The 20,857-nt window shown below is 69.2% G+C and carries 17 protein-coding genes and 2 pseudogenes; 4 read left to right on the top strand and 15 right to left on the bottom strand.

What is annotated here, in order from left to right; translation table 11 throughout:
* Nucleotides 1–837: 837 nt before the first annotated feature.
* Nucleotides 838–2,388, top strand: a complete 1,551-nt coding sequence (locus GXY15_03580; protein ID NLV40294.1) for a metallophosphoesterase — start codon at nucleotides 838–840, stop codon at nucleotides 2,386–2,388.
* Between the two features lie 46 nt (nucleotides 2,389–2,434).
* Here the strand turns inward: GXY15_03580 and GXY15_03585 are convergent, their stop codons facing one another.
* The 11 genes and pseudogenes from GXY15_03585 to GXY15_03635 form a co-directional block, all read right to left on the bottom strand.
* A complete protein-coding gene (locus GXY15_03585) occupies nucleotides 2,435–2,857 on the bottom strand; it encodes a GxxExxY protein (GenBank protein NLV40295.1) in 423 nt (140 codons plus the stop codon).
* 114 nt (nucleotides 2,858–2,971) lie between these two features.
* Nucleotides 2,972–3,769, bottom strand: coding sequence for an alpha/beta fold hydrolase (locus GXY15_03590; GenBank protein NLV40296.1), 798 nt, complete (start codon nucleotides 3,767–3,769; stop codon nucleotides 2,972–2,974).
* A 109-nt stretch (nucleotides 3,770–3,878) separates the two neighbouring features.
* Nucleotides 3,879–6,263, bottom strand: a complete 2,385-nt coding sequence (locus GXY15_03595) for a hypothetical protein (protein NLV40297.1) — start codon at nucleotides 6,261–6,263, stop codon at nucleotides 3,879–3,881.
* A 207-nt stretch (nucleotides 6,264–6,470) separates the two neighbouring features.
* Nucleotides 6,471–6,890 (bottom strand): hypothetical protein, encoded by a 420-nt coding sequence (locus GXY15_03600; GenBank protein NLV40298.1) that lies wholly within the window; start codon nucleotides 6,888–6,890, stop codon nucleotides 6,471–6,473.
* A gap of 153 nt (nucleotides 6,891–7,043) precedes the next feature.
* Entirely contained in the window at nucleotides 7,044–7,898 is an 855-nt protein-coding gene (locus GXY15_03605) for a fructosamine kinase family protein (protein ID NLV40299.1), read from the bottom strand.
* On the bottom strand, nucleotides 7,895–8,377 hold the full coding sequence (locus GXY15_03610; GenBank protein NLV40300.1) for a low molecular weight phosphotyrosine protein phosphatase: 483 nt from the start codon (nucleotides 8,375–8,377) through the stop codon (nucleotides 7,895–7,897). The genes GXY15_03605 and GXY15_03610 overlap by 4 nt, the downstream gene beginning before the upstream one ends.
* 50 nt (nucleotides 8,378–8,427) lie before the next feature.
* A complete protein-coding gene (locus tag GXY15_03615) occupies nucleotides 8,428–8,739 on the bottom strand; it encodes an integration host factor subunit beta (GenBank protein ID NLV40301.1) in 312 nt (103 codons plus the stop codon).
* A 58-nt stretch (nucleotides 8,740–8,797) separates the two neighbouring features.
* Nucleotides 8,798–9,385, bottom strand: a complete 588-nt coding sequence (locus GXY15_03620; protein NLV40302.1) for a hypothetical protein — start codon at nucleotides 9,383–9,385, stop codon at nucleotides 8,798–8,800.
* Between the two features lie 148 nt (nucleotides 9,386–9,533).
* On the bottom strand, nucleotides 9,534–10,403 hold the full coding sequence (locus tag GXY15_03625; GenBank protein NLV40303.1) for a Stp1/IreP family PP2C-type Ser/Thr phosphatase: 870 nt from the start codon (nucleotides 10,401–10,403) through the stop codon (nucleotides 9,534–9,536).
* A gap of 296 nt (nucleotides 10,404–10,699) precedes the next feature.
* Complete coding sequence (gene ilvC / locus GXY15_03630; GenBank protein NLV40304.1) at nucleotides 10,700–11,800, bottom strand: ketol-acid reductoisomerase; 1,101 nt, start codon at nucleotides 11,798–11,800, stop codon at nucleotides 10,700–10,702.
* Between the two features lie 423 nt (nucleotides 11,801–12,223).
* A pseudogene (locus GXY15_03635) lies at nucleotides 12,224–12,526 on the bottom strand (IS256 family transposase).
* A gap of 216 nt (nucleotides 12,527–12,742) precedes the next feature.
* Here GXY15_03635 and GXY15_03640 point away from each other — a divergent pair.
* Nucleotides 12,743–14,320, top strand: coding sequence for an alginate export family protein (locus GXY15_03640; protein ID NLV40305.1), 1,578 nt, complete (start codon nucleotides 12,743–12,745; stop codon nucleotides 14,318–14,320).
* 1,381 nt (nucleotides 14,321–15,701) lie between these two features.
* Here the strand turns inward: GXY15_03640 and GXY15_03645 are convergent.
* The 4 genes and pseudogenes from GXY15_03645 to GXY15_03660 all read right to left on the bottom strand — a co-directional run bounded on the left by GXY15_03645 (nucleotide 15,702) and on the right by GXY15_03660 (nucleotide 18,422).
* Nucleotides 15,702–15,917, bottom strand: a pseudogene (locus GXY15_03645) (hypothetical protein).
* Nucleotides 15,918–15,947: 30 nt separating this feature from the next.
* Nucleotides 15,948–17,375 (bottom strand): hypothetical protein, encoded by a 1,428-nt coding sequence (locus GXY15_03650; protein ID NLV40306.1) that lies wholly within the window; start codon nucleotides 17,373–17,375, stop codon nucleotides 15,948–15,950.
* Nucleotides 17,372–17,974: a winged helix-turn-helix transcriptional regulator gene (locus tag GXY15_03655; GenBank protein ID NLV40307.1), complete on the bottom strand. Its 603-nt coding sequence runs from the start codon at nucleotides 17,972–17,974 to the stop codon at nucleotides 17,372–17,374. Before GXY15_03655 ends, GXY15_03650 begins: the two co-directional genes overlap by 4 nt.
* A gap of 103 nt (nucleotides 17,975–18,077) precedes the next feature.
* Nucleotides 18,078–18,422: a hypothetical protein gene (locus GXY15_03660; GenBank protein ID NLV40308.1), complete on the bottom strand. Its 345-nt coding sequence runs from the start codon at nucleotides 18,420–18,422 to the stop codon at nucleotides 18,078–18,080.
* A 154-nt stretch (nucleotides 18,423–18,576) separates the two neighbouring features.
* Between GXY15_03660 and GXY15_03665 the strand changes: the two genes are divergently transcribed.
* Nucleotides 18,577–19,707, top strand: coding sequence for a glycosyltransferase (locus GXY15_03665; GenBank protein ID NLV40309.1), 1,131 nt, complete (start codon nucleotides 18,577–18,579; stop codon nucleotides 19,705–19,707).
* On the top strand, nucleotides 19,704–20,840 hold the full coding sequence (locus GXY15_03670) for a radical SAM protein (protein NLV40310.1): 1,137 nt from the start codon (nucleotides 19,704–19,706) through the stop codon (nucleotides 20,838–20,840). Before GXY15_03665 ends, GXY15_03670 begins: the two co-directional genes overlap by 4 nt.
* Nucleotides 20,841–20,857: the final 17 nt, after the last annotated feature.

The raw sequence follows: 20,857 nt of genomic DNA on the forward strand, positions 1-20,857 counted from the left end.
AATGCCGTATCGAAAGGAAGACGGCGGGGACGGACTTCGAGGTGGCACGGGCTTCCAGCCCGTGTCTTGGGTCATGGCTGCAGCCCAAGACACACGGGCTGGAAGCCCGTGCCACCTCGGTGCGCTTGCTGGACGTCCTCCTGGAAATGCCGCATCTCACCCTGAAGTTGCTCTAGCCCCGGTTTCCCGGGGCACTGGCGGCGGTTTTCCTTCCATCCGTGCGTCCTTTCCGAATCCATCTTCCTGCGCCCCTTCGCTCCACGCCCGTTACGGCGCTTCATCGCTACCATGGGCGCTCTGACTCCTGCCCGGTGCGGCGCTTCGGGCACACGCCCTGAACGCCGCGCCCAACCCGGACAGGTCTCCCCGCTTCACGCATTCCGCCTTCCGGCCATTCCGCCTCCAACCACGCCATGGACCCCGCGCATCGCTTTGACACCTTACCCATCAGCGTGCGCGGCGTGTTCCGGGCTTCGCCATTCGGTAGCAGGCTCGCCGGTCCATCACGCCGAATCGAGTTCGTCATCCTGCGGACTGGCCGTTCGCCTTCCGTTGCTCCCCACCCCGCATCGCTGCGGCGCAGTTACGGTCGGCTACAGGCCGGAGAAGGTTTACCTGGAGGGGACTCGCACCCCTCCGACAAAATGCGCTCGCGGGCGCACTGGCGCGGGCTTCCAGCCCGTGTCTTGGGTCATGGATGCAGCCCGAGAGACACGGGCTGGAAGCCCATGCCACCTCGGTGCCCCGCGCGCGGTGTTCTCTTGAAAACAATTCAGCCCAGCCCTAAGATGCTCTGGGCGGGCAGCCCGCCTGATACCCCCACAAGGAGTCTGAAAGATGAGAAGATGCCCAGTCCTGCTTCTGGTCCTCGCCGCCGTCGCTGCCCGCGCGGACGGCCCCGCGAAAGGCGTTATTTACGCGGATGCGAACGCCAACGGCGTCCGGGACGCGGCCGAGGCCGGCCTCCCCGGCGTCGTGGTCGCCAACGGCCGCGACGTGGCCGTGACAGACGCGGATGGGGCCTGGTCCCTGCCGGTCACGGACGACACGGCCCTGTTCGTCGTCAAGCCGACGGATTACGCCGTGCCCGTGGACGCCCACCAGCGGCCCCGCCACTATTATCTGCACAAGCCCGCGGGCTCGCCGCCGGGCGACGCCGCCCCGGGCGTGGACCCCACGGGGCCCCTGCCGGACTCCGTGGACTTCGGCCTCATCCCCAGGCCCGAGCCGCGCGCCTTCGACGTGGTCGTGTTCAGCGACCCCCAGGCCCGCGGCATCACGGAGGTGAACTATGTCGCCCGCGACGTGGTGCCCGAGCTGGTCGGCACGGACGCCGCCTTCGGCGTCACCCTGGGCGACACCGTCGCGGACGACCCCGGCCTCTTCAGGGAGGTCAGCGAGGCCGTCGGCACCGTGGGCATCCCCTGGTACTGGGTCTTCGGCAACCACGACGGCAACCGCAGCGCAAAGGAGGACCGCCACGCCGACGAGACCTTCGAGCGCTTTTTCGGCCCCGCCACCTATGCCTTCTGGCACGGCGGCGTCTTCTTCTTCGCCTTCCGCAACATGGAGCTGAACGCGGACGGCAAGCTCGAGAACCGCTTCCGCGCGGACGACCTGGCGCTGCTGCGCGCGTGCCTGGCGCAGGTGCCGGAGGAGGCGCTCGTGGTCCTGATGATGCACGTGCCCCTGCCCGCCGCCAAGAACTGCCGGGAACTCTACGCCCTCGTGCAGGACCGGCCCCGCGTCTTCTCGATGTCCGGCCACACCCACGAGCAGGCCCACCTCTTCCTGGACGCGTCCCGCGGATGGAAGGGCGCCGAACCGCACCACCACTACATCGCGGGCACCGTGTCCGGCGCGTGGTGGGTGGGCGAGCGCGACGAGACCGGCATCCCCCACGCCACCATGAACGACGGCGGGCCCAACGGCTACGCCGTCGTCTCCTTCGACGGCGCGGACTACCGCGTCCGCTACCAGGCCGCGCGGCGGCCTGCCGGATACCAGATGAACGTCTACTGCCCCGACGAGCTGCTCCGGGCGGAGGCGGCGGGCGCGGAGGTCACGGTCAACTTCTTCGCCGGGTCCGAACGCTGCCGCCTCGACATGACCCTGGACGGCGGCGCAACCTGGCTGCCCATGGAGCGCTTCACCGGCACCGACCCCGAATGCGCCCGCATGCGCGCCATGAACCCCCACCGCCTCGACGGGGTCTGGGGGTGGGACGTGGACGAGCCGGCCCGCACCGGCCACCTCTGGCGCGCCCGGCTGCCCGAGAGAATGGAGCCCGGCACCCACCTCCTCACCGTCCGCGCCACCGACCTCTTCGGACAAACCCACACCGGCCGCCGCGTGGTCCGCATCCTGGAGACGCCCCGGCCCGAGTGACCAAGAAGGAAGAAAAAAACATCGATGGGCAGGATGGACAGGATGCTCAGAAATCCTGCCCGTCCGTGTCAGGCCGCCTCTTCCGAGTCAGGCGCTTGAAATCCAGGGACGGGCTGCCGAAGTTGATGAGCAGGCCGACCTCGATGCCCGTGGCGTTGAGATAGTTGATGACCTGGGCCTGATGCTCCGGGATGAGGGCCTTGACGGCCTTGAGCTCAACAAGCACCTTCCCCTCGACCAGCAGATCGGCATAGAAGTCACCGACGGACTCCCCGCGGAACAAAACGCGAATGGGGCACTGGGCAGCGGCGGACAGGCCCTTCTGGTGCAGGGCCACGAGCAGCGCCTTCTCATAGACCGACTCCAGAAACCCCGCGCCCAGCTCGTTGATCACCTCAAACGCGCAACCGATCACCGCCTCCGTAATGTGCCGGTACTTAAGTCCCTCCCGCGCATTATGTCCGTCCATGCCTCCCCCCCTCCCTTGCGTTGCGTCCCGGGCGCGCTAAGCGCGCCGCGCTTCCATCCGCCTTATCCTGTCAATCCTGTCCATCCATGTGAATTCTCCCACCCGGTCGGCCGCTCAGTCGTCGGCGGGGTCGTCCGGGGTGAGGTGGTGGGAGTCGCCGGCCATCTCGCCCTGGTCCTCGGCGAGGCCGGGGGGCAGGTCGAAGTTGCCGTGCCGCAGGAACTGCATGCACAGCAGCGCCACCTGGCGGCTGTTCATGATGAAGGTGTGCGCGTGGTGGACCAGCGCCCAGGCCTTCATCCCCTCCAGCTTGGTGCTTTCCACGGTGACCACGCCGTCATTCGGCTCCTTGAAGGTCAGCCGCTGGCCGCGGTCGCCCGCGATGACCGCAAACTCCCCCGGCGGCACGGGCAGGGTCTCGTAAAACTCCTCGGAGGCGAGCTGCTGCCCGCTGTCCCCCGTGAACCACCGGTAGATCGGGTTGTCCTTGAACGCGCGGGCCATGTCGGCGGGCCGGTTGGGCGGCGCCAGCATCACGATGCGGCCCAGCCCCGGGGGATACCCCCTCTTGAACCCGTTGCGGAGGATGATGTTTCCCAGGGAGTGCCCGATGAGGTGGTACACCGGGGTCTCCACCTTCTCGGCGAGGAAGGCGCGCAGGTCGTCCGACAGCAGGTCCATGGTGGTGGCCTTGGCGCTGTAGGGGAAATTGAGGACGGTGTACCCGGCGGACCGCAGCCTCACCTCCATCAGCCACATGGAGGCCCGGGTGCGGCCCATGCCGTGGAGCAGAACCACGGTCTCCGACCCCGCCGCGACCTTCTCCGCGGGCGCCTCCGCGGCGGCAAACACGCCCGCCAGGACGCATACAAGCGCCGCAAAGGGCACGCATTTTCCGGTGGGTGCCGTCATGGGTTTCGGGGATGTCCTGTGGTGCGCACCCTGCAGAAGGCTGCGGGCGCGGGCGGGAAGTATAGGCGGGCGGACCGTGTCCGGGCAAGCCGCGGACCCCGGCCGCCTGTCAGAGGGCGACATCCACAACGGCCTGCTGGCCCTCGAGCACCTCGAAAGGCGCCGTCTTCCGCTCCATGCCGCCGCGGGCCGCCGGAAAGTCCTCTTTGCTGATGGGCTTCGACGAGGCAAAGAGGGTCACCTCCCCCTTGCCCGCCGGAATGCCCGGACACGCATAGGTTCCCGAACCGGACACGTCGAACAGCAGCCGCTCGACGGCGTTTTCGCCGCGGAACAGGGCGACCTCCACAAAAGCGGACCGGGGCGCGCCGCCCTGGTATGAGATGGCGCCCCCCACCGAGCAGTTGCCGGAGGCGTAGACAAAGTCCATCCAGGTCACCTGCGACAGGTCCATCGTGCCTTTCTGCTCGTAGACGCGGTCAAACCAGGGCGCCGAGGGCGACGGCGCCACGCGCGCAGCCACAGACACCTGGCCGGGCGGCAGCTTGAGCACCTCGTACTGCCCCGGAGTCGAATAAAGGGGCTCCAGGACACGGCTGCCCATGGTGGACCCGCTGGTCACGCGGAACTCCGAAAACACGGCGGGGAACCCGTCCACCGCCACGTCGCCGGTGAGGGCCCCCTTGCGCGGAAGCTGGATCTTGACCTCCGTCACCTTGCCGGGCTCGGAAACGATGATCGCGCGGCCCATGCCGTATTCCCGGTGGTCAAAGAGGAACCAGTTCACGCCCACCGGCAGGGTGTAGACGGCGAACTCGCCCCGGTTGTCCGTGTCGGCGTAGGTGAGCTTCCCGCGCACGGTGCCCTCGGGCGTGCCCTGGCGCGGCATCACGCGCACCCTGGACACGGTCAGCTCGTTGGCCCCGTACACCTTGCCTTTGATGACCGCCGACCGCAGCAGCGGAAACTCCAGCACCGTCCCGGGGTTCCACGCGTCGGTCAGGCTGAACGGCACCCCCAGGGGCGCGTAGCCGCTCGCCCGCGCGTACAGCGTGTATTCGTCCATGATCTGAAACTGGTCGGTGAACTCGCCGGCCGGATGCGACATCCCCCGGAACTCGGCCAGCAGGTAGGGCTGCAGCGACTGGTGCCGGCCCTTGCACGCCGCGATCTCAAACTCCGGGACCGGCTGCCCCGTGTTGGCGTCCGTCACGCGGCCCCGCACCGCGAACCGGAGCGGAAACCGGTCCACAATGTCTATGTCCACCCGCGCGTTCTTGCGGTCCGTGACCAGCCGCACATCGTGGGCCAGCAGCCGCCCCTGGTGGGAGATGGCCGCCTTGTGCTCCCCGCGCGTCACCCCCCTGATCTCAAAGGCGCCGTAAAGGTCCGTCTCCGCCGACGGGCCCAGTTGCCGGGTGAGGTCGGGCACCCCTCCAGGGCCCGGATCGGCGATCACCTGTCCCGTCATGTCCACATCGTACACCGTCACCAGCAGCCCCGGAATCCCGTCGCCGAAGCGCTTGTCCCCCACCCGGCCCTGAAGGGCGTAATTGGTCGGCATCGCCGCCCCGGGGGCCTGCGGCGGCGCATCGGAAGGCGCGGGCGCCGTCTCCGCGCCGGAGGGCGCCGCCGGCGTCTCCGGCGCGCTCTCCCCCTCGGAGGGCGGCGGCGGCGGCGCAACAGGGGGCGGGGTCTCTGAACCAGAGGCGGTCGCGCCGGGAACGGGGTCGGCGGGGGCGAAGAACGCCGCGTAGGCGAAATAGCCCCCGATCACCACCACCGCCAGCGCCGCAAACCCCGCCGCCAGGACGGCCGGGCTGACTCCGCGCCGCTTGGCCCTGCCGAGATGGGTCTCCTTGGCCGCCTTGATGGCCGCGATGTCCCCCGCCACCTCGCGCATGATGTGCACCATGCGCTCCTTGCTGGCCAGTTCCGACGCCAGGGCCGAGGCCACCTCTTTGCGCAGGGACTTCTCCACGTTTTCGAGGGTGCGGGCCAGGTCCTCGCCGGCCTCCTTCGGCTCGATCTTGAGCAGGTCGGCAATCTGCCGGGCGGGCGTGCCGCAGAGCACATGGAGCATGAAGCCCTTGCGCTCCTGCACGGAGAAGGGGCCGAGCTCCTCGTTGAGCGGGTCCATCAGCTCGGTCTGCAGCCATTTCAGGTCCACCGGCATGGCCCCGGGGTCCCGGTCCCGCGGGGCGAAGCGGTCCGGGCCCCGCTGCGCGAGAAGGGCGTCCGTCTCCCCCTGCGCCAGCGCGCACAGCCAGTGGCCCAGCTTGCCGGCGTCGGTGATGGAGACCAGGCGGTCGAAGGCCTTCCGGAAAGTGGACACCACCGCCCTGTCGGCCGCCGCCACATTGCCCGACTGCGCGAGCGCCGCCGCGTACACCACCGGCTGGTACCGCTCAATGATGTGGCGGAACGCGTCGGGCTGACCCTTGAAGATGCGCCGTATGGCGGCCCGGTCTTTGTTGACAGGTCTGAAAGCCACTGCGTCACCCTCGCGCGTTGCGCGGCCGTGCGGCGCGGAACAGCCCCGCCGGCCCGTCTTGTTCTCTCACGCACTCTGGCACGGCCGCCGGAACACCCGGGGTTCCGGCGCGCCGGTGCTTCAAGGCACCGGCACCATTATGCGGATGCGGACAAACGCGTTCAAGTCCCGCGGAGGGCCAAAACGGGGCGCCGCCGGGCGCGCGGCCTACAGGAACGCGTGCCCCTCGGCCTCGGGCTGGTAGACGATGTCCACCACCACGGCCCGGCGTTCCCCGCCGTCCTTCTCATAGACGAGGGTCTCGCCGACGCGGGACCCGAGCAGGGCGGTGCCCAAAGGGCTGAGCACGGAGATGTGGTCGGGGGCCCCGGAAAGGAACCCGGGGTAAACCAGTGTGCAGAGGCGTTCGCGGTGGGTCTGGGTGTCCTGCAGGATGAGGCTGGAGTTCATGGTGACCACGTCGTCGGGGACCGGCTCCCCGTGCAGGATCGTCGCGTGGTTCAACTCCTCATTAAGACGGCGCACCGAGCTCCAGGAGTCCTCGTCAACCCCTCCGGTCAGCAGCTCGATGCGCTTGTGAAGTGTCTCGCAATCGCGTTCCGTGACCACAATCTGCCGTGTGCTCATTGCGCTCCCTTTCGGTTGCGGACCAAATGCCCTGGACGGCGCGCCACACGCCGCCGTTAGCATAGTACCCTTTTCCGCCGCCATTGTAAACCCTGTTCTTGGAACGCCGCATTCCCCGGCAAAGGGGACACCCGGCCCGTCCGCCCCCGGAAGTCAGAAGCCGTGGCGGCGCAGGGTGTTGTCCACTCCGGAAAGGTAGGACGCCCCGAAAAGCCGGACATGCACCAGCAGGGGGTACAGGGTGTAGATGTCCCGCCGCAGCTCGAAAAAGCCCGGCCGCAGCGGGCGCAGCGCGGTGTAGGCGTCGAAAAAGGCCGCCCCAAAGGTGTTAAACAGCGTGATGAAGGCCAGCTCCACCTCCGGATGGCCGAAGTGGACCGCGGGGTCCAGGAATCCCGTGATGCGCCCGTCCCGGGCGAGCACGTTGGTCGTCCACACATCCCCGTGCAGGAGCGAGGGGTGCTCCGGCTCCTCCAGCCACGCGTCGAGCCGCCCGCAAAAGGCCGCCAGCCGCCGGTGCATCCCGCGCGGGAGCGCGCCCTCCTCCAGCGCCCGGCCGGCCATGTGAAGCAGCCGCCGCTCCCGGTAGAAGTCCACCCACGACGCGCAGGGCGCGTTGGGCTGCGGCAGCCCGCCGATGAGGGTGTCCCAGGGCAGCCCGTGCGCCGCGCCGCGCACATTGTGGAGCGCGGCCAGCAGTTCGGCGGCGTGGGCCTCCGCGACGCGGGAAAACCGGCTCTCGCCGGGCAGCAGGGTCATGGCCAGCAGGCGCGGCTCGGCGTGCAGCACCTCCGGCACGGGAATGGCCCCCGTCTCCGCGAGCAGGGAAAGCATGCGCCCCTCGACGTCCAGCCGGGGCTCGGCGCGGCCGTCCACCTTCACCACGATGTCGCGGCCGTCGGAAAGGCGCGCGCGGTACACCTCGCCCACGCAGCCCCCGGCCAGGGGCGCGAAGGAGGCCACGGCCGCCCCCAGCACCTCTTCCGTCCGGCGCGTCCAGGCGCTCACCCCGCGCCCTCCTCCAGGGCCTCCAGATGCGCCAGCACGCCCTCCACCCCCTCCTGAATCAGGTCCATCATCCGGTCAAAGCCCTCGGGGCCGCCGTAGTAGGGGTCGGCCACGCCGCCCTCCGGCCGGGACGCGGTGAACTCGGTGAACAGGCGCACCCGGCCCCTCAGCGCGGGGGGGCAGCTTTCCAGCAGATCCTCGACGTTGTTCTCGTCCATGCCGGCGACCAAATCGAAGCGCGCAAAATCGTCCGGGGACACGGAGCGGGCGCGCAGCCCGGAAAGGTCCACCCCCCGCTTGCGGGCCGCCGCCTGGGCGCGGGGGTCCGGAGTGGCGCCGGCATGCCAGTTGCCCGTGCCCGCGGAGTCGGCGCCGAAGCGCCCCTCAAGCCCGCGCCGCACAAGCAGCGCCCGGAACATCCCCTCGGCGGAGGGGCTCCGGCAGATGTTTCCCAGACAGACAAACAGCACCTTTTTCACGGGGGATGCCTTTCTTGGCGGGAAGGGGGGGCGCTGCGGGCGGACGCGGCTCAGGCCTCTCCGTCCGGCGCCGGGGTCTCGCGGCCGGCGGCGTCCACCAGTTCCTTGATGGCCTTGCCGGGCTTGAAGGTCACGACCCGCTTGCGGGAGATGGCGACGGACGCGCCGGTCCGCGGGTTGCGGCCCGAGCGGGCATTGCGGCTCTTGGTCTCAAAAACGCCGAAATTCCGCACCTCGAGGCGGTCCCCCCGCGCCAGCGTGTCCACCACGGTGTCGAGCATGGCCTGGACCACGACCGCCACCTCCCCCTGGGTGAACCCCAGCTTGTCGGCGATTTCGATGACGAGTTCCCGCTTGGTCAACCCTTGGCTCCTTCACGTTCGGCCCGGGGCCCGCCCGTGGGGCGCGCCGCGCCGGGGGTCACTGCATGCCCAGCGCGCTCTTGTACATGGAGCCGATGCCGCCGATGTCGAAGTACATGACGACGGCGATGACGGCGAGGACGGCCACCGCGATGAGGAGGTTCTTGGTGCCGGGGGCCATGCCGCCCCCGCCCCCGCCGCCCTTGCCGCCGCCGGCCAGCATGTCGGCGGTGACGATGAAGACCTTCTCGCCGCGCTCGGCGCGGCCCTTCTTGTCCTCAATGACCCCCAGGGTCTCGTTGATGGCGATGAAGGCGCGGTGCCACTCCGTCTGGAGCTTCTTGAGGGCCACCTCGGACTGCGAATAGATCGCCTCCAGGCTGGTGGCGCCGCTGATGATGTTCATCGTGTTGCCGTCCAGCGTGTAGTCGTCCATCAGGGACTGCTGGAGCACCTTGTGCTCGCGCGCCAGCTTGCTCTTGATCTTCAGGAACTGGTTCTCAAGCTGGGCCTTGTTCACCCCCGAATTCGGGTAGCTGCTCAGCACCTGGTTGAACAGGAGCCAGTCATTCATGAACTCCCGGCACAGTTCAACGCGCCGTTCCAGCTGTTCGACAACTTTCTGCTGCTTCTTGCTCAGGCCCATGGTGAAGGGTAGCTCCTATGGAAGAAAATAATGCGGCAAAGACCGGCGTTTACTCTATCACACGGCGGGGGTGATGTCAAACGCCGCCGGGATAAGTTCCCACGGAGGGCGGTGTTATGCAGACGGCGGCGGCGCACCCGCCAAAACCTCAGGTGAACCAGTTGCGCATTCGCCGGAAGAACCCCTCGTTGCCGAAAGTGAGCTTCTGGCCGCCCGTCTGATAGTACGTGCGCGGCGGCGTCCCCTCCACCTCCAGAAGCAGCACCGTGATGTTGTCAAGTCCCCCCGCCTCCAGCGCCTCGTTCACCAGCCCCTCCACCGCGGCGTCCAGACTGGCCGCGCCGGTCACCGTCGAGAGCATCAGCCCGTCGGGCACCATGTTGCTCAGGCCGTCCGAGCACAGCAGCAGCCGGTCGCCCGGGCAAAGCTCCAGGGCGAACAGGTCCACGTCCACCGCGTCCTTGATCCCCACGGCGCGCGTGATGAGGTTCTTCAGCGAGTGGTTCTTCGCCTCGTCCTCGTTGAGCAGGCCGTTGCGCATCTGCTCGGCCACCAGCGAGTGGTCGTCCGTGATCTGGCGGATGCCCAGCTCCTGCCGCACGAGGTAGACGCGGCTGTCCCCCACCTGCGCGACATAGGCCCAGTTGCCCATGACCGCGACGGCGGACATCGTGGTGCCCATGCCGGAGTAGGCGGGGTTGTCCTCGGACTCCTCAAAAACCGTCATGTTCGCCAGCTCAATGGCCGCCCGCAGGGCCTGCGGCGTGCCGCCGTGGAAGGCCGCGTCGAAATAACCCTCCCCCAGGCACTGCAGGGCGAGGCGGCTGGCATGCTCGCCCGCGCTGGCGCCGCCCATGCCGTCGGCCACCCCGAAAAGGAAGCCCCGCCACTCCACGTCCGCCGGGTCGTCCGGCACGAGGACCATGCAGGAGTCCTCGTTGTTCTTGCGCTTGCGCCCCACATCGCTGCGCAGCACCGCGCGGACACAGCCGCCCCCCCACTTAAAGGAACAGTTCAATCCGTCTTCAGGGCCGATGAACATCGTCCTGCCCGCTTCAGACATCAAGACGTCCCCCGAATGCGGGGAGCGGCAAACCGCCCCCCCCGTGTTGGGGCCTTTTCACACATGCCCGGCTTCCGCCCGGACTGCGCCGCCGCCGGCGCCAGCCCGGCCCGCAAACCGGCCGACTGCTATTTTACCACCACCGGCCGCGCGCCGCGCACACGCCGGACCCGTCCAGCATGGCACAGCCGCGGGGGGCGGCGCAACGGCGCGCCGGAACCGGTCCGGCGCGCCGGAAAATCCGCCTGGAATCAGTTGCTCTGGCGCCCGCCCGTGCCCACGGTGGACTTGGGGGCCGCCGCCTTCGCGGAGGCCTTGGGGCGCAGGCTGCGGCTGGTCGCCCCGGCGCGCCACATCTCGGAGTTCCTGATCTCGGCCAGTTCCTTCTGCAGGCCGGCCTGGTAGTCCTTCTTGCCCGTGCTGCGCAGGACGCGGCGGCACTCCTCGCCGCTCTTCACCCGCCGGTACAGCTCCTTGAACACCGGCAGGGTGGCCTTCTTGAACTTCGGCTTCCAGTCCAGCGCGCCGCGCTGCGCCGTCGCCGAGCAGTTCTGGTACATCCAGTCCATGCCGTTCTCGTCCACCAGGCGGATGAGGCTCTGCGTCAGCTCCTCGACCGTCTCGTTGAACGCCTCGCTCGGCGAGTGGCCGTGGGCGCGCAGCACCTCGTACTGCGCCTCCATGATCCCCGCCAGCGCGCCCATCAGCACGCCGCGCTCGCCCGTCAGGTCGCTGAACACCTCGTGTTCAAACGTGGTCGGGAACAGGTAGCCGGAGCCGATCGCGATGCCGAGGGCGATGGCGCGCTCGGTCCCGCGGCCCGTGTGGTCCTGGCCCACCGCAAAGCTGGAGTTGATGCCCGCGCCGCTCAGGAAGTTGCGGCGCACGTTGAGGCCCGAGCCCTTCGGCGCGACCAGCAGCACGTCCACGAACTCCGGCGGGATGACCTTGGTCTGGTCCTTGTACGTGATGGAGAAGCCGTGGGAGAAGTACAGCGCGTCGCCCGGCTTCAGGTGCTTCTTCACCTCCGGCCAGATCGCCTTCTGCGCCGCGTCGGACACCAGCATCTGGATGATCGTCCCCTTCTCGCACGCCTCGGCGATGGGGAACAGGTTCACGCCCGGCTTCCAGCCGTCCTTCACCGCGCGGTCCCAGTCCCGCTTGAACTCGGGGGCCTGGCCGACGATCACGTTGAAGCCGTTGTCCCGCATGTTAAGGCCCTGCGCGGGCCCCTGCACGCCGTAGCCGATCACCGCGATGACCTCGTTCTTGAGGACCTTGCGCGCCCGGGCCATCGGGAACTCTTTGCGTGTGATCACCTCTTCCTGCACGCCGCCAAAATCCATCTTCATCCTGCAATCCTCCGTTTCGGTTGGTGGAGACATGGGCCTGCCGGATCCGCGGCGGCCGCCCGCCCGCGGAAACTTCGCGGGCCGGCCGGGGCCGGGGCTGGTCGAAAAGACATCTCAACCGGACACGTCATGTCCAAAAATCAGCGTGTATTCTACTGGCATTTTGCGCAGTATGCAAATCTCCCGCCGAAAAAAAGGCGGTCCGCCTCCCGGTCATGATCGCGGCGGCCCGGTCACTCACCGCAACCCTTTGACCCGGCGGCTTACATTTCCCCATGAAAGTTGCGCAACACAAGTTCTGCAAAAAGGTTCGTGATGTTCTGGTCTTTACTCCGTCGCGGGAACACGTCTTCCTGGGTCCAGTCCCCATCCCGCAGCGTGGGGACCGGACCCCGCAGGGCGCAGCCCGGAGGGGGCAGGGCCCTACGCTGCGGGATGCGCCAACCGCATGGTCTTCCGGTGCTCGTGCCAGAGGTCCATGTTCAGACAGGGCGTTCCCTCGATCCATTCCTCGTGCTGTTCGACCGCCAGCGCCCGGACCAGGCGACGACAGTTCGCCTCGTTCGGGAATATGCGCACGATGTGCGTGCGGCGCTTGATCTCCTCGTTGAGGCGCTCAAGCATGTTCGTGGACTTCATGCGCTTGTGGCGGGACGGGGGAAGCCGGTAGAAGGTGAACGTCTCCTCGATGTTCTCCTCCACCCACGCGCACAGCTTGGGGTAGCGCCTCTGTCATCTCCGCCTCCAATACCTCCTGGAGAACCCCGCGAATCAAGGACCGGATCATTTCCTCGTCCTCCCGCAGCAGTTCCCGCCAATTCGGACCCAATGTGATACCCTTCTGCTTGGACATGATGTTTCCTTCTGGGGCCTGCGGCCCCGGTTCAATTACCCAGAAACATCATGTCCCTTTCTTGCAGAACTTTGGAAGCATAACCTTTCATGAACGTTTGCAGCACAAAATGGATGGGGGCGTTTTTTGCCCTCGCGGCGGTTTGGACGTGCGCCCCCGTCCGCGCCGAACTCCAGGAGGTCGCCGTCGGCGGCGAGATCACCTTCCGCGCGCGGGGGTTCATGAACGTCTACGCGCCCGGGCGCGCGCGCAGGCCCCTCGCCCCGGCGGAATGGTTCCCCTGGCGGGCGCTGGGCACGGACGGGCTCTCCAGCGCCTTTGCGTGGGACGACCGCGGGCCGGATTCGTGGTACACGGAGCAGGTGCTGCGCCTGAACGTGAACGCCCGCCTCTCGGAGGGGGTGTCGGCGTTCCTCGAACTTTACAATTACGACATCCAGGGCGAGGACTTTGTGTCCGATTACTTGACGGGACGCGACACGGTGAATCCGGGCCGGAACGACCTGGAGTTTCTCCAGGCCTACGTGGAAATGGACGGCCTGTGGGGCGGCATGGGCCGCCTGCGGCTGGGCCGCCAGCTCATGACCCTCGGCAAGGGCTGGCTCATCGGCGCGAAAAGCACCAGCCTCCAGTACTGCTATCTGGACGCCGCGCGCCTGACCGTCACCCCGTGGGAGGGCGTCACGGCGGACCTCTGGACCGCCAACGTCGGCGCCACGCGCCTGCTGCCCGCCGATGACCGCCTCTTCCACGGCGTCCACGCCACCTGGGCCGTCTCCCCGGCGCTGAACCTCACGGCCTTCTACATGCTCCTCCACGACGGCTCCCCGCTGGAGGACAGGTCCGGAGACCCGCTGATGGAGGCGCGGGAGCGCCTGCTCGGGCTGGACCGGTACGGGGCGACGTGGCTGCACACCCTCGGCGGGCGCGTCTTCGGCGAGGCCGGGGCCTGGGACTACGACCTGGAGGGCGCGGGGCAGTGGGGGGACGCCGCGCACCTCGGCGCGCGGTTCCGCCGCGTGAACCTCCTCGGCGACTACGGCGACGACGGCGCGGAATTCGCCGCCTGGGCCGCCGACGCGGAGGTCGGGCGCACCTTTGACGCCCGGTGGAGTCCCCGCGTGTTCGTGGGTGCCGCCTGGTATGACGGCGAGGACCGCCGCGCCGTCTCCTTCGGCGAGTGGATCAACCCCTTCGCGCGGCCCCGGGCCAGCGTCTCCTTCAACCGCCTCTACTCGCAGACAGACTACGACTCCATCGTCGGCGGCGGCACCAACATGTCCAACTTCTGGCTGGGACGCGCCGGCGTGCGGGTCCGTCCGGCGGAGAAATGGACCGCCCAGCTCCGCGTCATCTCCTACCACGCCGTCGGTGCCTTCGCGCGCCCCGCCGGCCTGCGCGTAAACGGCCGCTGGATCCCCTTCGCGCCGTCCCTCTCCTTCTGGGACCACGAGTCCTCCAAAGACCTCTGCGTGACCCTCGGCCTCTCCCTGCGCTACGACTACTCCCCCGACGTCTCCCTCACCCTCGCGTACAGCCACCTCTTCACCGGCGACGGCCTCGGCCGCGACGGCAACTTCGTCTTCGACAACGGCACCGGATTCGCCGGCGGCACCGCCTCCGACGACGCCGACTACATCGGCCTCCTCACGGAGATCACCTTCTAGAGCAGTTCAAGGTTAGGGTGCCGTATTTGAAGGAAGATGCCGGGAGCGCGCACTGAGGTGGCACGGGCTGGAAGCCCGTGTTTTGGCCATGGATGCGACCCAAGAAACACGGGCTGGAAGCCCGTGCCACCTCAGTGTCCGTGCCGGTCAGTGGCCGTCCGTGTCTTTGCCCCGCCTACTTCCGGTCCTTCTCGCCGCTGCGCCAGGCGGAGGCGCGGAAGGTCTTGCGGCGCTCCATCTCGCGGGCCCAGCGCCTGGTGCTGGGCGTGCCCGCGTTGTCCTTCACGATGACCACGCCGCCGCGGCTGTCGTTCTCGACGCGGGGCTTGCCGTTGACGAGGTTCTCCGTGACGATGGCGCGGTCCACTGCCGGGCCGAGGCGCACCTGCGCGCGGTTCTCCAGAAACTCGCAGCCGCGCACGGAGACGCTGCCGCCGAGGATGTCGAGGGACGGCGTGTCCACGCGCTTCTTCTTCCCCGGCTCGTCCCCGTCCTCGTAGCCCCACTGCATGAAGGTGCAGTCGGAGAAGCCGACGGTGCCGGTGCCGTCAATGACGGCGTTGCGCCGGGCGGGGCCCCAGAAGGCGCAGTTGACGAAGCGGACGGTGCCGGTGTGCGTCTTCCCCACGCGGATCATGGTGGGGTCGGGGCCGTGGAAGGAGACGAACTCGCCGTTGGTGATGAGGATGCCCATGGGCGCGCTCTCCTCGACGACGAGGGAGGTCTGGCAGTCGTCCGCGCCGATGCCGAGGAAGTTGCCGTTGGTGCCGCCGGCCTCGGTCTCCATGAACTTGTAGCCGACGTTGTAGCCGAAGCAGAAGGTGTTGAGCACGTAGTGCCAGTCGGTGCGGCCGAAAAGGAAGCCGACGCCGTTCTCCGTCTGCCACTCGTAGACCTTGGTGTCGAGGGTCCACCACGGGTTCCAGTGGACGTTCTCGACGCGGCCGATGTCGTAGATGGCGTCCACAAACAGGCCGATGTGGATGGGCTGGCCGTGGATGTTGCGCACCAGCGCCCGCTGGTTCTTGGAGGCGTCAATGCCGTTGTAGGGGTTCAGGAGCTGCATGTCCGTCAGCGCGGGGTTGTTGCCGCGCAGGGCCACGGTGTAGGGGTAGGGCGTGGGCGCGTCGGCGTCGGGGAGCTGGTCCGGGTAATGCACCGTGAACCCCTGGAGCGACGCGTTGTCCGTCAGGGTGATGAACGCGGGCCCCTCCTCGGACCCCGCGCCCGCGCGCGGCTCCAGCACGGACCCGTAGACGGGCAGCTCCTTCTGTCCCTTGTCGCGGATGCCCGCGTGGGCCGGGCTGTAGGTGAAGGTGCCGCGCAGGGTCACGTTGGACGGCACGGTGAGGACGCCGTCGAAGCGGTAGCGGCCGGTCCCCACCTGGACAATGCCGCCACCCGCCGCGCCCGCCTCGTCGAGCGCGCGCTGGAAGAGGGCCGTGTTGTCCGTGTTGCCGTCCGTGTTGGGGCCGTGGGCGGCGATGTCGCGCACCGCCGGGCTGCCGGTGACGGGGGGCGGCGCGGTCTCCGCCGCGGCGGCGGCGAGGGCGCAGAGAACCAGGGCGGCGGCGGGGAAAAAGGTGCGAGGGCGCATGTGGGATGACTCCGTGGGTTGTGTTTCCTGTCAGTGGTCGGAGCGGGGCGCGCCGGTGCCGCCGGCGGCCCTTCCGGGCCCGGCAATGTGCGGGGAATCCCCGAACAGGTGGTCAATGCCGGGCAGCCGGTTGGCCGGCTCGTGGCGGGCGTCGAGCACGGCGGCGAGGTGCAGGGTGAGCAGCAGGCGGGCCACGCGCCGCTGGCGGGCGTCGCCGCAGCGCACGGCCAGCCCGGCGCCGCAGGCGTATCCCGTCTTGTCCAGGCAGGCCGCCGGACGGCAGGCGTCCCTCTCCGACCAGGCGAAGAGGTCCACCTCGCCCGCCGGGGGCGCGGCGGCGCGCAGGCGCAGGTCAAACTCGGCGTCGAGGCGGTCGTAGACCTCCACCAGCCGGTCGAACCAGTGGGTCACGGCGCGGTAGCCCTCCTCCGCCACGTCCACCACCACGCGCGCGGCGTCCACCGTCTCCAGCGTCTGCCGCGCGAGGTACTCGTCGCGCTCCTCGTTCTCCTCGGGCACCATGCGCACCCGCATCTTCTCCGCCGGGTCGCCGTAGTTGAAGCATTCCAGGATCGTGGGGATCGTGAACTTGTTGCGCGCCAGCAGCGTCGTCTCGCGCAGCCACGGCGCCGCCGTGTCGTCCTGCGCCAGCGCCGCGTCAAGGTCCGGCGCCGGGGCGAAGAGTCCGCTGCGCCAGTCGAGCCACATGTCGTGGAAGAGGGCGACGAGGTCGCGGCCGCAGTGCCGGGGCGAGGGGCCCTCGGCGCGCGCGGCCAGCTCCAGGTAGCGCTCGCGCAGGCGGTGCCGCGTGCGCCGGAGAATGTCGCGGTCGAACAGGAACCGCGCCACGCACAGGCGGTCGAAGAGCAGGCCGGCGCTTTCCGCGGACACGCGGCCGTCGCGGCACAGGGGAGCCTCCCACCGGTGCATCCACTCGCGCAGGCGGCGCGCCACCGCGCTGCGCGGCTCGCGCCGCAGGTTCTCCAGCGACCCCCGCACCACCTGGTCCCGGTGGAGCGCCGGGGCCAGCTCCGCGTTGAACCCGCGCGGGTCGTCCGACCACAGCAGCAGCTCCGCCGTCCGCGCGTCGTAGAGATAGGTCCGGTGCAGGTCCGTCGCCAGCAGGTAGTCCACGTTCGGCCCGCTCGTCTCCTCCAGCAGGGCGCGCGTGGCCGGGCAGAAGTCCAGCCCCCGCTCCACCGCCGCGCCGGGCGGGTCGAGCACCCCCGGCGGCAGGAAGTGCGCCGCCACGATGCACTGGCCGTCGCCGCGCAGCAGACACGGCCACGAGGACATGGCCTCGGCCGCCGGCCGCGGCGAAAAGGGGATGGGCTGGTCCCAGCCCAGCAGCCCCAGCAGCCGCACCGCGAACTGCTGCTGCCCCCCGCGCGCGGCGTCGGCGAGCTGGTCCCGCCACGAGGCGCACAACTGCGCGATGTCCGCCGTCTTCTCTCTCATGGTACCCCGTGCTCCTTCTTCACGTCGTGCCCCGCGGCCTCCACATGCCGCCACAGCAGGTCCTCCCGGCGACCCAACAGGTCGGTCCCCTCCCGGAGAAAGGCCGCCGTCTCCGCGTCTCCCGCGCGCAGGGCGGCCAGAAAGGCCTCCGCCGTCATGAACCCCACCGCGATGTCCGGGTCCCGCAGCGCCGGCCGCCGCGCGTCCCGGTGCACCGCCAGCGCGCGGTCGCGTCCCGCCGAAAGCAGGCACAGCCGCACCGACGGGTCGGACGCCGCCGCCGCCCGCAGCCGCAGCGCGGGCCCCGCCGCCTTCAGCACCAGCGCGCGCAACTCGGGAAAGAGCGGCGAGTCCTGGTTCACCTGGTAGTACACCCGGTTCCCCTCTGTCCGGCGAAACAGCAGGCCCGCGCCCGTCAGCCGTTCCAGTTCCCGCTGCACCGCGCGCAGGGGCAGGCCGGTGGCGGTCTCCAGTTGGCGCTGATAGAAAGAGGGGGAGGGATCGGGCAGCAGGGCCTCCAGCATGGCGACCCGCGCCCCGGACGCGATGATGAGTCCGAGGTCATGGCTTGGCGCATGATGACTGTTATTTGTCGTCATAATGTCCATAAATTCGGAAACAACTCCCGTAAGACGGGATTTGCAAACTCTCAATACGAGACTGTTCTCTCTTCTTTCGCCTTTGAATATATACAATTTGTAGTCAAAAAGCAAGCAGAATGTTTTCCGCCCGGGGTTTGCGGGGCGGAAGAGGGCGAGTGGGGGGCAAGATGGCAGCCCAGTCGCGCGGCGAGACCTTGATGCACCAGTCGCAGTGGATGCACTTGTCCTTGTCAATCTCGGACTTGTGGTTGCACAGGTGGCAGGGCCAGGCGTGGGTGTCCGCATCCTCCGGGCCGAAGCCCCGCTCCCCCTCGTCCTCCGCGCCTCGCGCCGCCGGCGGCAGCACGGGCATGTGCGGGGGATACACCAGGTCGTGGTCGCGCGTGCGGTCGGTGAGCCCGGCGGGTTCCACGGGCCCGCCGGTCCTGCGTCTCCGCATGCCCATGAGGAATGCGTGCATCTCCGCCGCCGCGGCCTTGCCGCCCGCAACGGCGTGGATGACATCGCCGCTTCCTCCGGCAATTGTTGGGGAAATGGGGCCTGTGCTAGACTGTGGCCCGGGGCTCCCGTGCCCGCAATTAGGAAAGGTTCCCCGCTCTGTGACGCATCCCCCGGCCGAGTTTTCCGCCGTTATTCCCGTGCGGGACGACCCTGTCCGGCTGGAGCGCCTGCTCCAGGGGCTGCGGGAGCACGCGCCGGCCGACCTCCTGCGCGAGATTATCGTGGTGGACGACGGGTCGGCGGCGCCCCCCGGGGCGGTCTGCGCGCGCCACGACGCGGTGATGCTGCGGGTCTCGCCGGGCCGGGGGCCCGCCCACGCCCGAAACGTGGGCGCGGCGGCGGCGTCGGGCACGCATCTGTTCTTCTTTGACGCAGACGTGGCGTATGCGCCGGGGGTGATGGAAAAGGCGGCGGCGCTGTTCGCCGCGGACCCGGAGCTGGGCGCGGCGTGCTTCCTTAACCAGCGGCATGACGCGGCGGACAACGCGGTCCGCAACTTTGGCGCGGCCATCGAGCATTACTGGTTCCGGGTGTATCTGGCGGACGGGGGGGACACGGGGCCCCTGAGCGGGTTCACCACGCGCAACGGGGCGATCCGGCGGGAGGTGTTCGACGCGCTCGGCGGTTTCAGCGAAAGCTTCGACACGAACGCGGGGGAGGACTACGACTTCGGCAAGCGGCTCATCCGGGACCACCGGAGCGTGATCACCGCCTCGCCGCTGCTGTATCACGCCTTTCCGGACCGGCTGTCGCGCCTGTTCCGCAATTATTTCGTCCGAGCCGCGCTGTTCGTGCCCTACTTTCTCCGGCACCGCCCGCCCCTCGACAAGACGCAGACCTCCAGCGGCGAGGCGCTGCTCCGCCTGGTGGGGGTGGGCGCGGCGGGCATGGTTCCACTGGGGTTTCTGCCCGTGGTCGGCGGGTATGCGGGGGCGGCGTTTCTTGTCCTCGCCGTCCTCTACACGGCGTCCCTCTCGGGCTTTCTGCGGACCGCGTGGCGGTGGTGCGGCGAGGGGCATCCAAAGGCCTTCGAGTTCACCGGCGACCCCGATGCGGGTGTCCGGCGGGAGATTCGGCGGGGCGGCGGCCGCTGCCTGCGTTTTGCCGCGGCGTGCCTGCTCATCCACTGGGCGAGCTCGTGCGTCATCACGGCGGGCGGGCTGTGGGGGCTGACGCGGCACCTGCTCTCGCGGCGGGCGGCCGCGGCGGCCGCGGGGGGCGCGCCATGATCCCCCGGCAGCTGCGCGCCGCGGCGCACTGGGCGGCCTCCCTGGCCCAGGGTTCGCCGCAGTACCTGGTCCTCTACGTCACCTCGCGCTGCAACGCCCGGTGCCGCATGTGCTTCAACTGGGACGGCATGGCGGCGCGGCGCGCGGTCCCCACGCAGTCGCTGGAGGAGCTGACCCGCCTCGCCCGGACCGCGGGCCGGGTGCCCCACCTGACGCTGTCGGGCGGCGAGCCGCTCATGCGCGACGATGTGGCGGAGATTCTGCACGCCTTTTACCGCCACGCGGGCACGCCGTTCTTCACCGTGCCGACAAACTCCCTTCGCCCGGACCGGGTGGGGGCGCTCATCCACCGGTTTGCCGGCCTCTGCCCCGGCGCGTTCCTGAACTTCTGCCTGCCCTTCCACGGACCCGAGGCGGTGCATGACGACATCATGGGGATTCCCGGGGCCTTTGCGAAACGGGACGAGACCCTGCGGGTGGTGGAGGCGGCGCGGGCCGCGCACCCGAACGTGTCCTGCGTCCTCAACTGCGTCCTGTCGCAGTTCAACCACCAGCACTGGCGCGAGACCCTGGACCTGGCGCTCGGCCCCTATGCGGGGGTCCCCTTCGGGGTGGCCTACGCCCGCGGGGTCACGCACGAGCGCGACGCCGTGAATTTCCCGCTGGAGTCCTACCTGAAGATGTACGGCGAACTGCTGGCGCGCCGCCGGGTCGGGCGCAGCCTGAACCCCTACCCCGTGCTCCAGGCGGCCATGGCGCGGGAATACCCCGAAACCGTGGCCGGCGTGGTCGCCGGGGATGTCCGAAACCTGCCCTGCCGCGCCGGGAGCGGGATTCTGGTGGTCTTCGACGACGGGAAGGTCTACCCCTGCGAGACCCTCGTGAACCCCGAATGCTGCACGGCGGCGGCCCCGCCCGCGGACGCCTGCATGGGCGACCTGCACGACACGGGCCACGACCTGGCGGCGCTGCTGCGGGGGGACAAAGCGCGGAACATCCTGCGCTGGCGGCGGCAGAACCTCTGCGCCTGCACCTGGGAGTGCGCCGTCACCAACAGCGCGCTCCACAGCCCGCGCACCCTGCTGCGTATCGGCGGGAGCGCCCTGAGGCAGTGGCTCTCAGGGAAGGGCTGACGTCCCGCGTTCTCCGG

Source organism: Candidatus Hydrogenedentota bacterium (assembly GCA_012730045.1).
Taxonomy (GTDB): Bacteria; Hydrogenedentota; Hydrogenedentia; order Hydrogenedentales; family CAITNO01; genus JAAYBR01.

Coding starts and splice junctions, on each gene's coding strand:
- GXY15_03640 (NLV40305.1), top strand. CDS start 12,743: ATGAACGTTTGCAGCACAAAATGGATGGGGGCGTTTTTTGCCCTCGCG.
- GXY15_03655 (NLV40307.1), bottom strand. CDS start 17,974: ATGACGACAAATAACAGTCATCATGCGCCAAGCCATGACCTCGGACTC.
- GXY15_03670 (NLV40310.1), top strand. CDS start 19,704: ATGATCCCCCGGCAGCTGCGCGCCGCGGCGCACTGGGCGGCCTCCCTG.
- GXY15_03650 (NLV40306.1), bottom strand. CDS start 17,375: ATGAGAGAGAAGACGGCGGACATCGCGCAGTTGTGCGCCTCGTGGCGG.
- GXY15_03585 (NLV40295.1), bottom strand. CDS start 2,857: ATGGACGGACATAATGCGCGGGAGGGACTTAAGTACCGGCACATTACG.
- GXY15_03600 (NLV40298.1), bottom strand. CDS start 6,890: ATGAGCACACGGCAGATTGTGGTCACGGAACGCGATTGCGAGACACTT.
- GXY15_03580 (NLV40294.1), top strand. CDS start 838: ATGAGAAGATGCCCAGTCCTGCTTCTGGTCCTCGCCGCCGTCGCTGCC.
- GXY15_03660 (NLV40308.1), bottom strand. CDS start 18,422: ATGGGCATGCGGAGACGCAGGACCGGCGGGCCCGTGGAACCCGCCGGG.
- ilvC (NLV40304.1), bottom strand. CDS start 11,800: ATGAAGATGGATTTTGGCGGCGTGCAGGAAGAGGTGATCACACGCAAA.
- GXY15_03590 (NLV40296.1), bottom strand. CDS start 3,769: ATGACGGCACCCACCGGAAAATGCGTGCCCTTTGCGGCGCTTGTATGC.
- GXY15_03620 (NLV40302.1), bottom strand. CDS start 9,385: ATGGGCCTGAGCAAGAAGCAGCAGAAAGTTGTCGAACAGCTGGAACGG.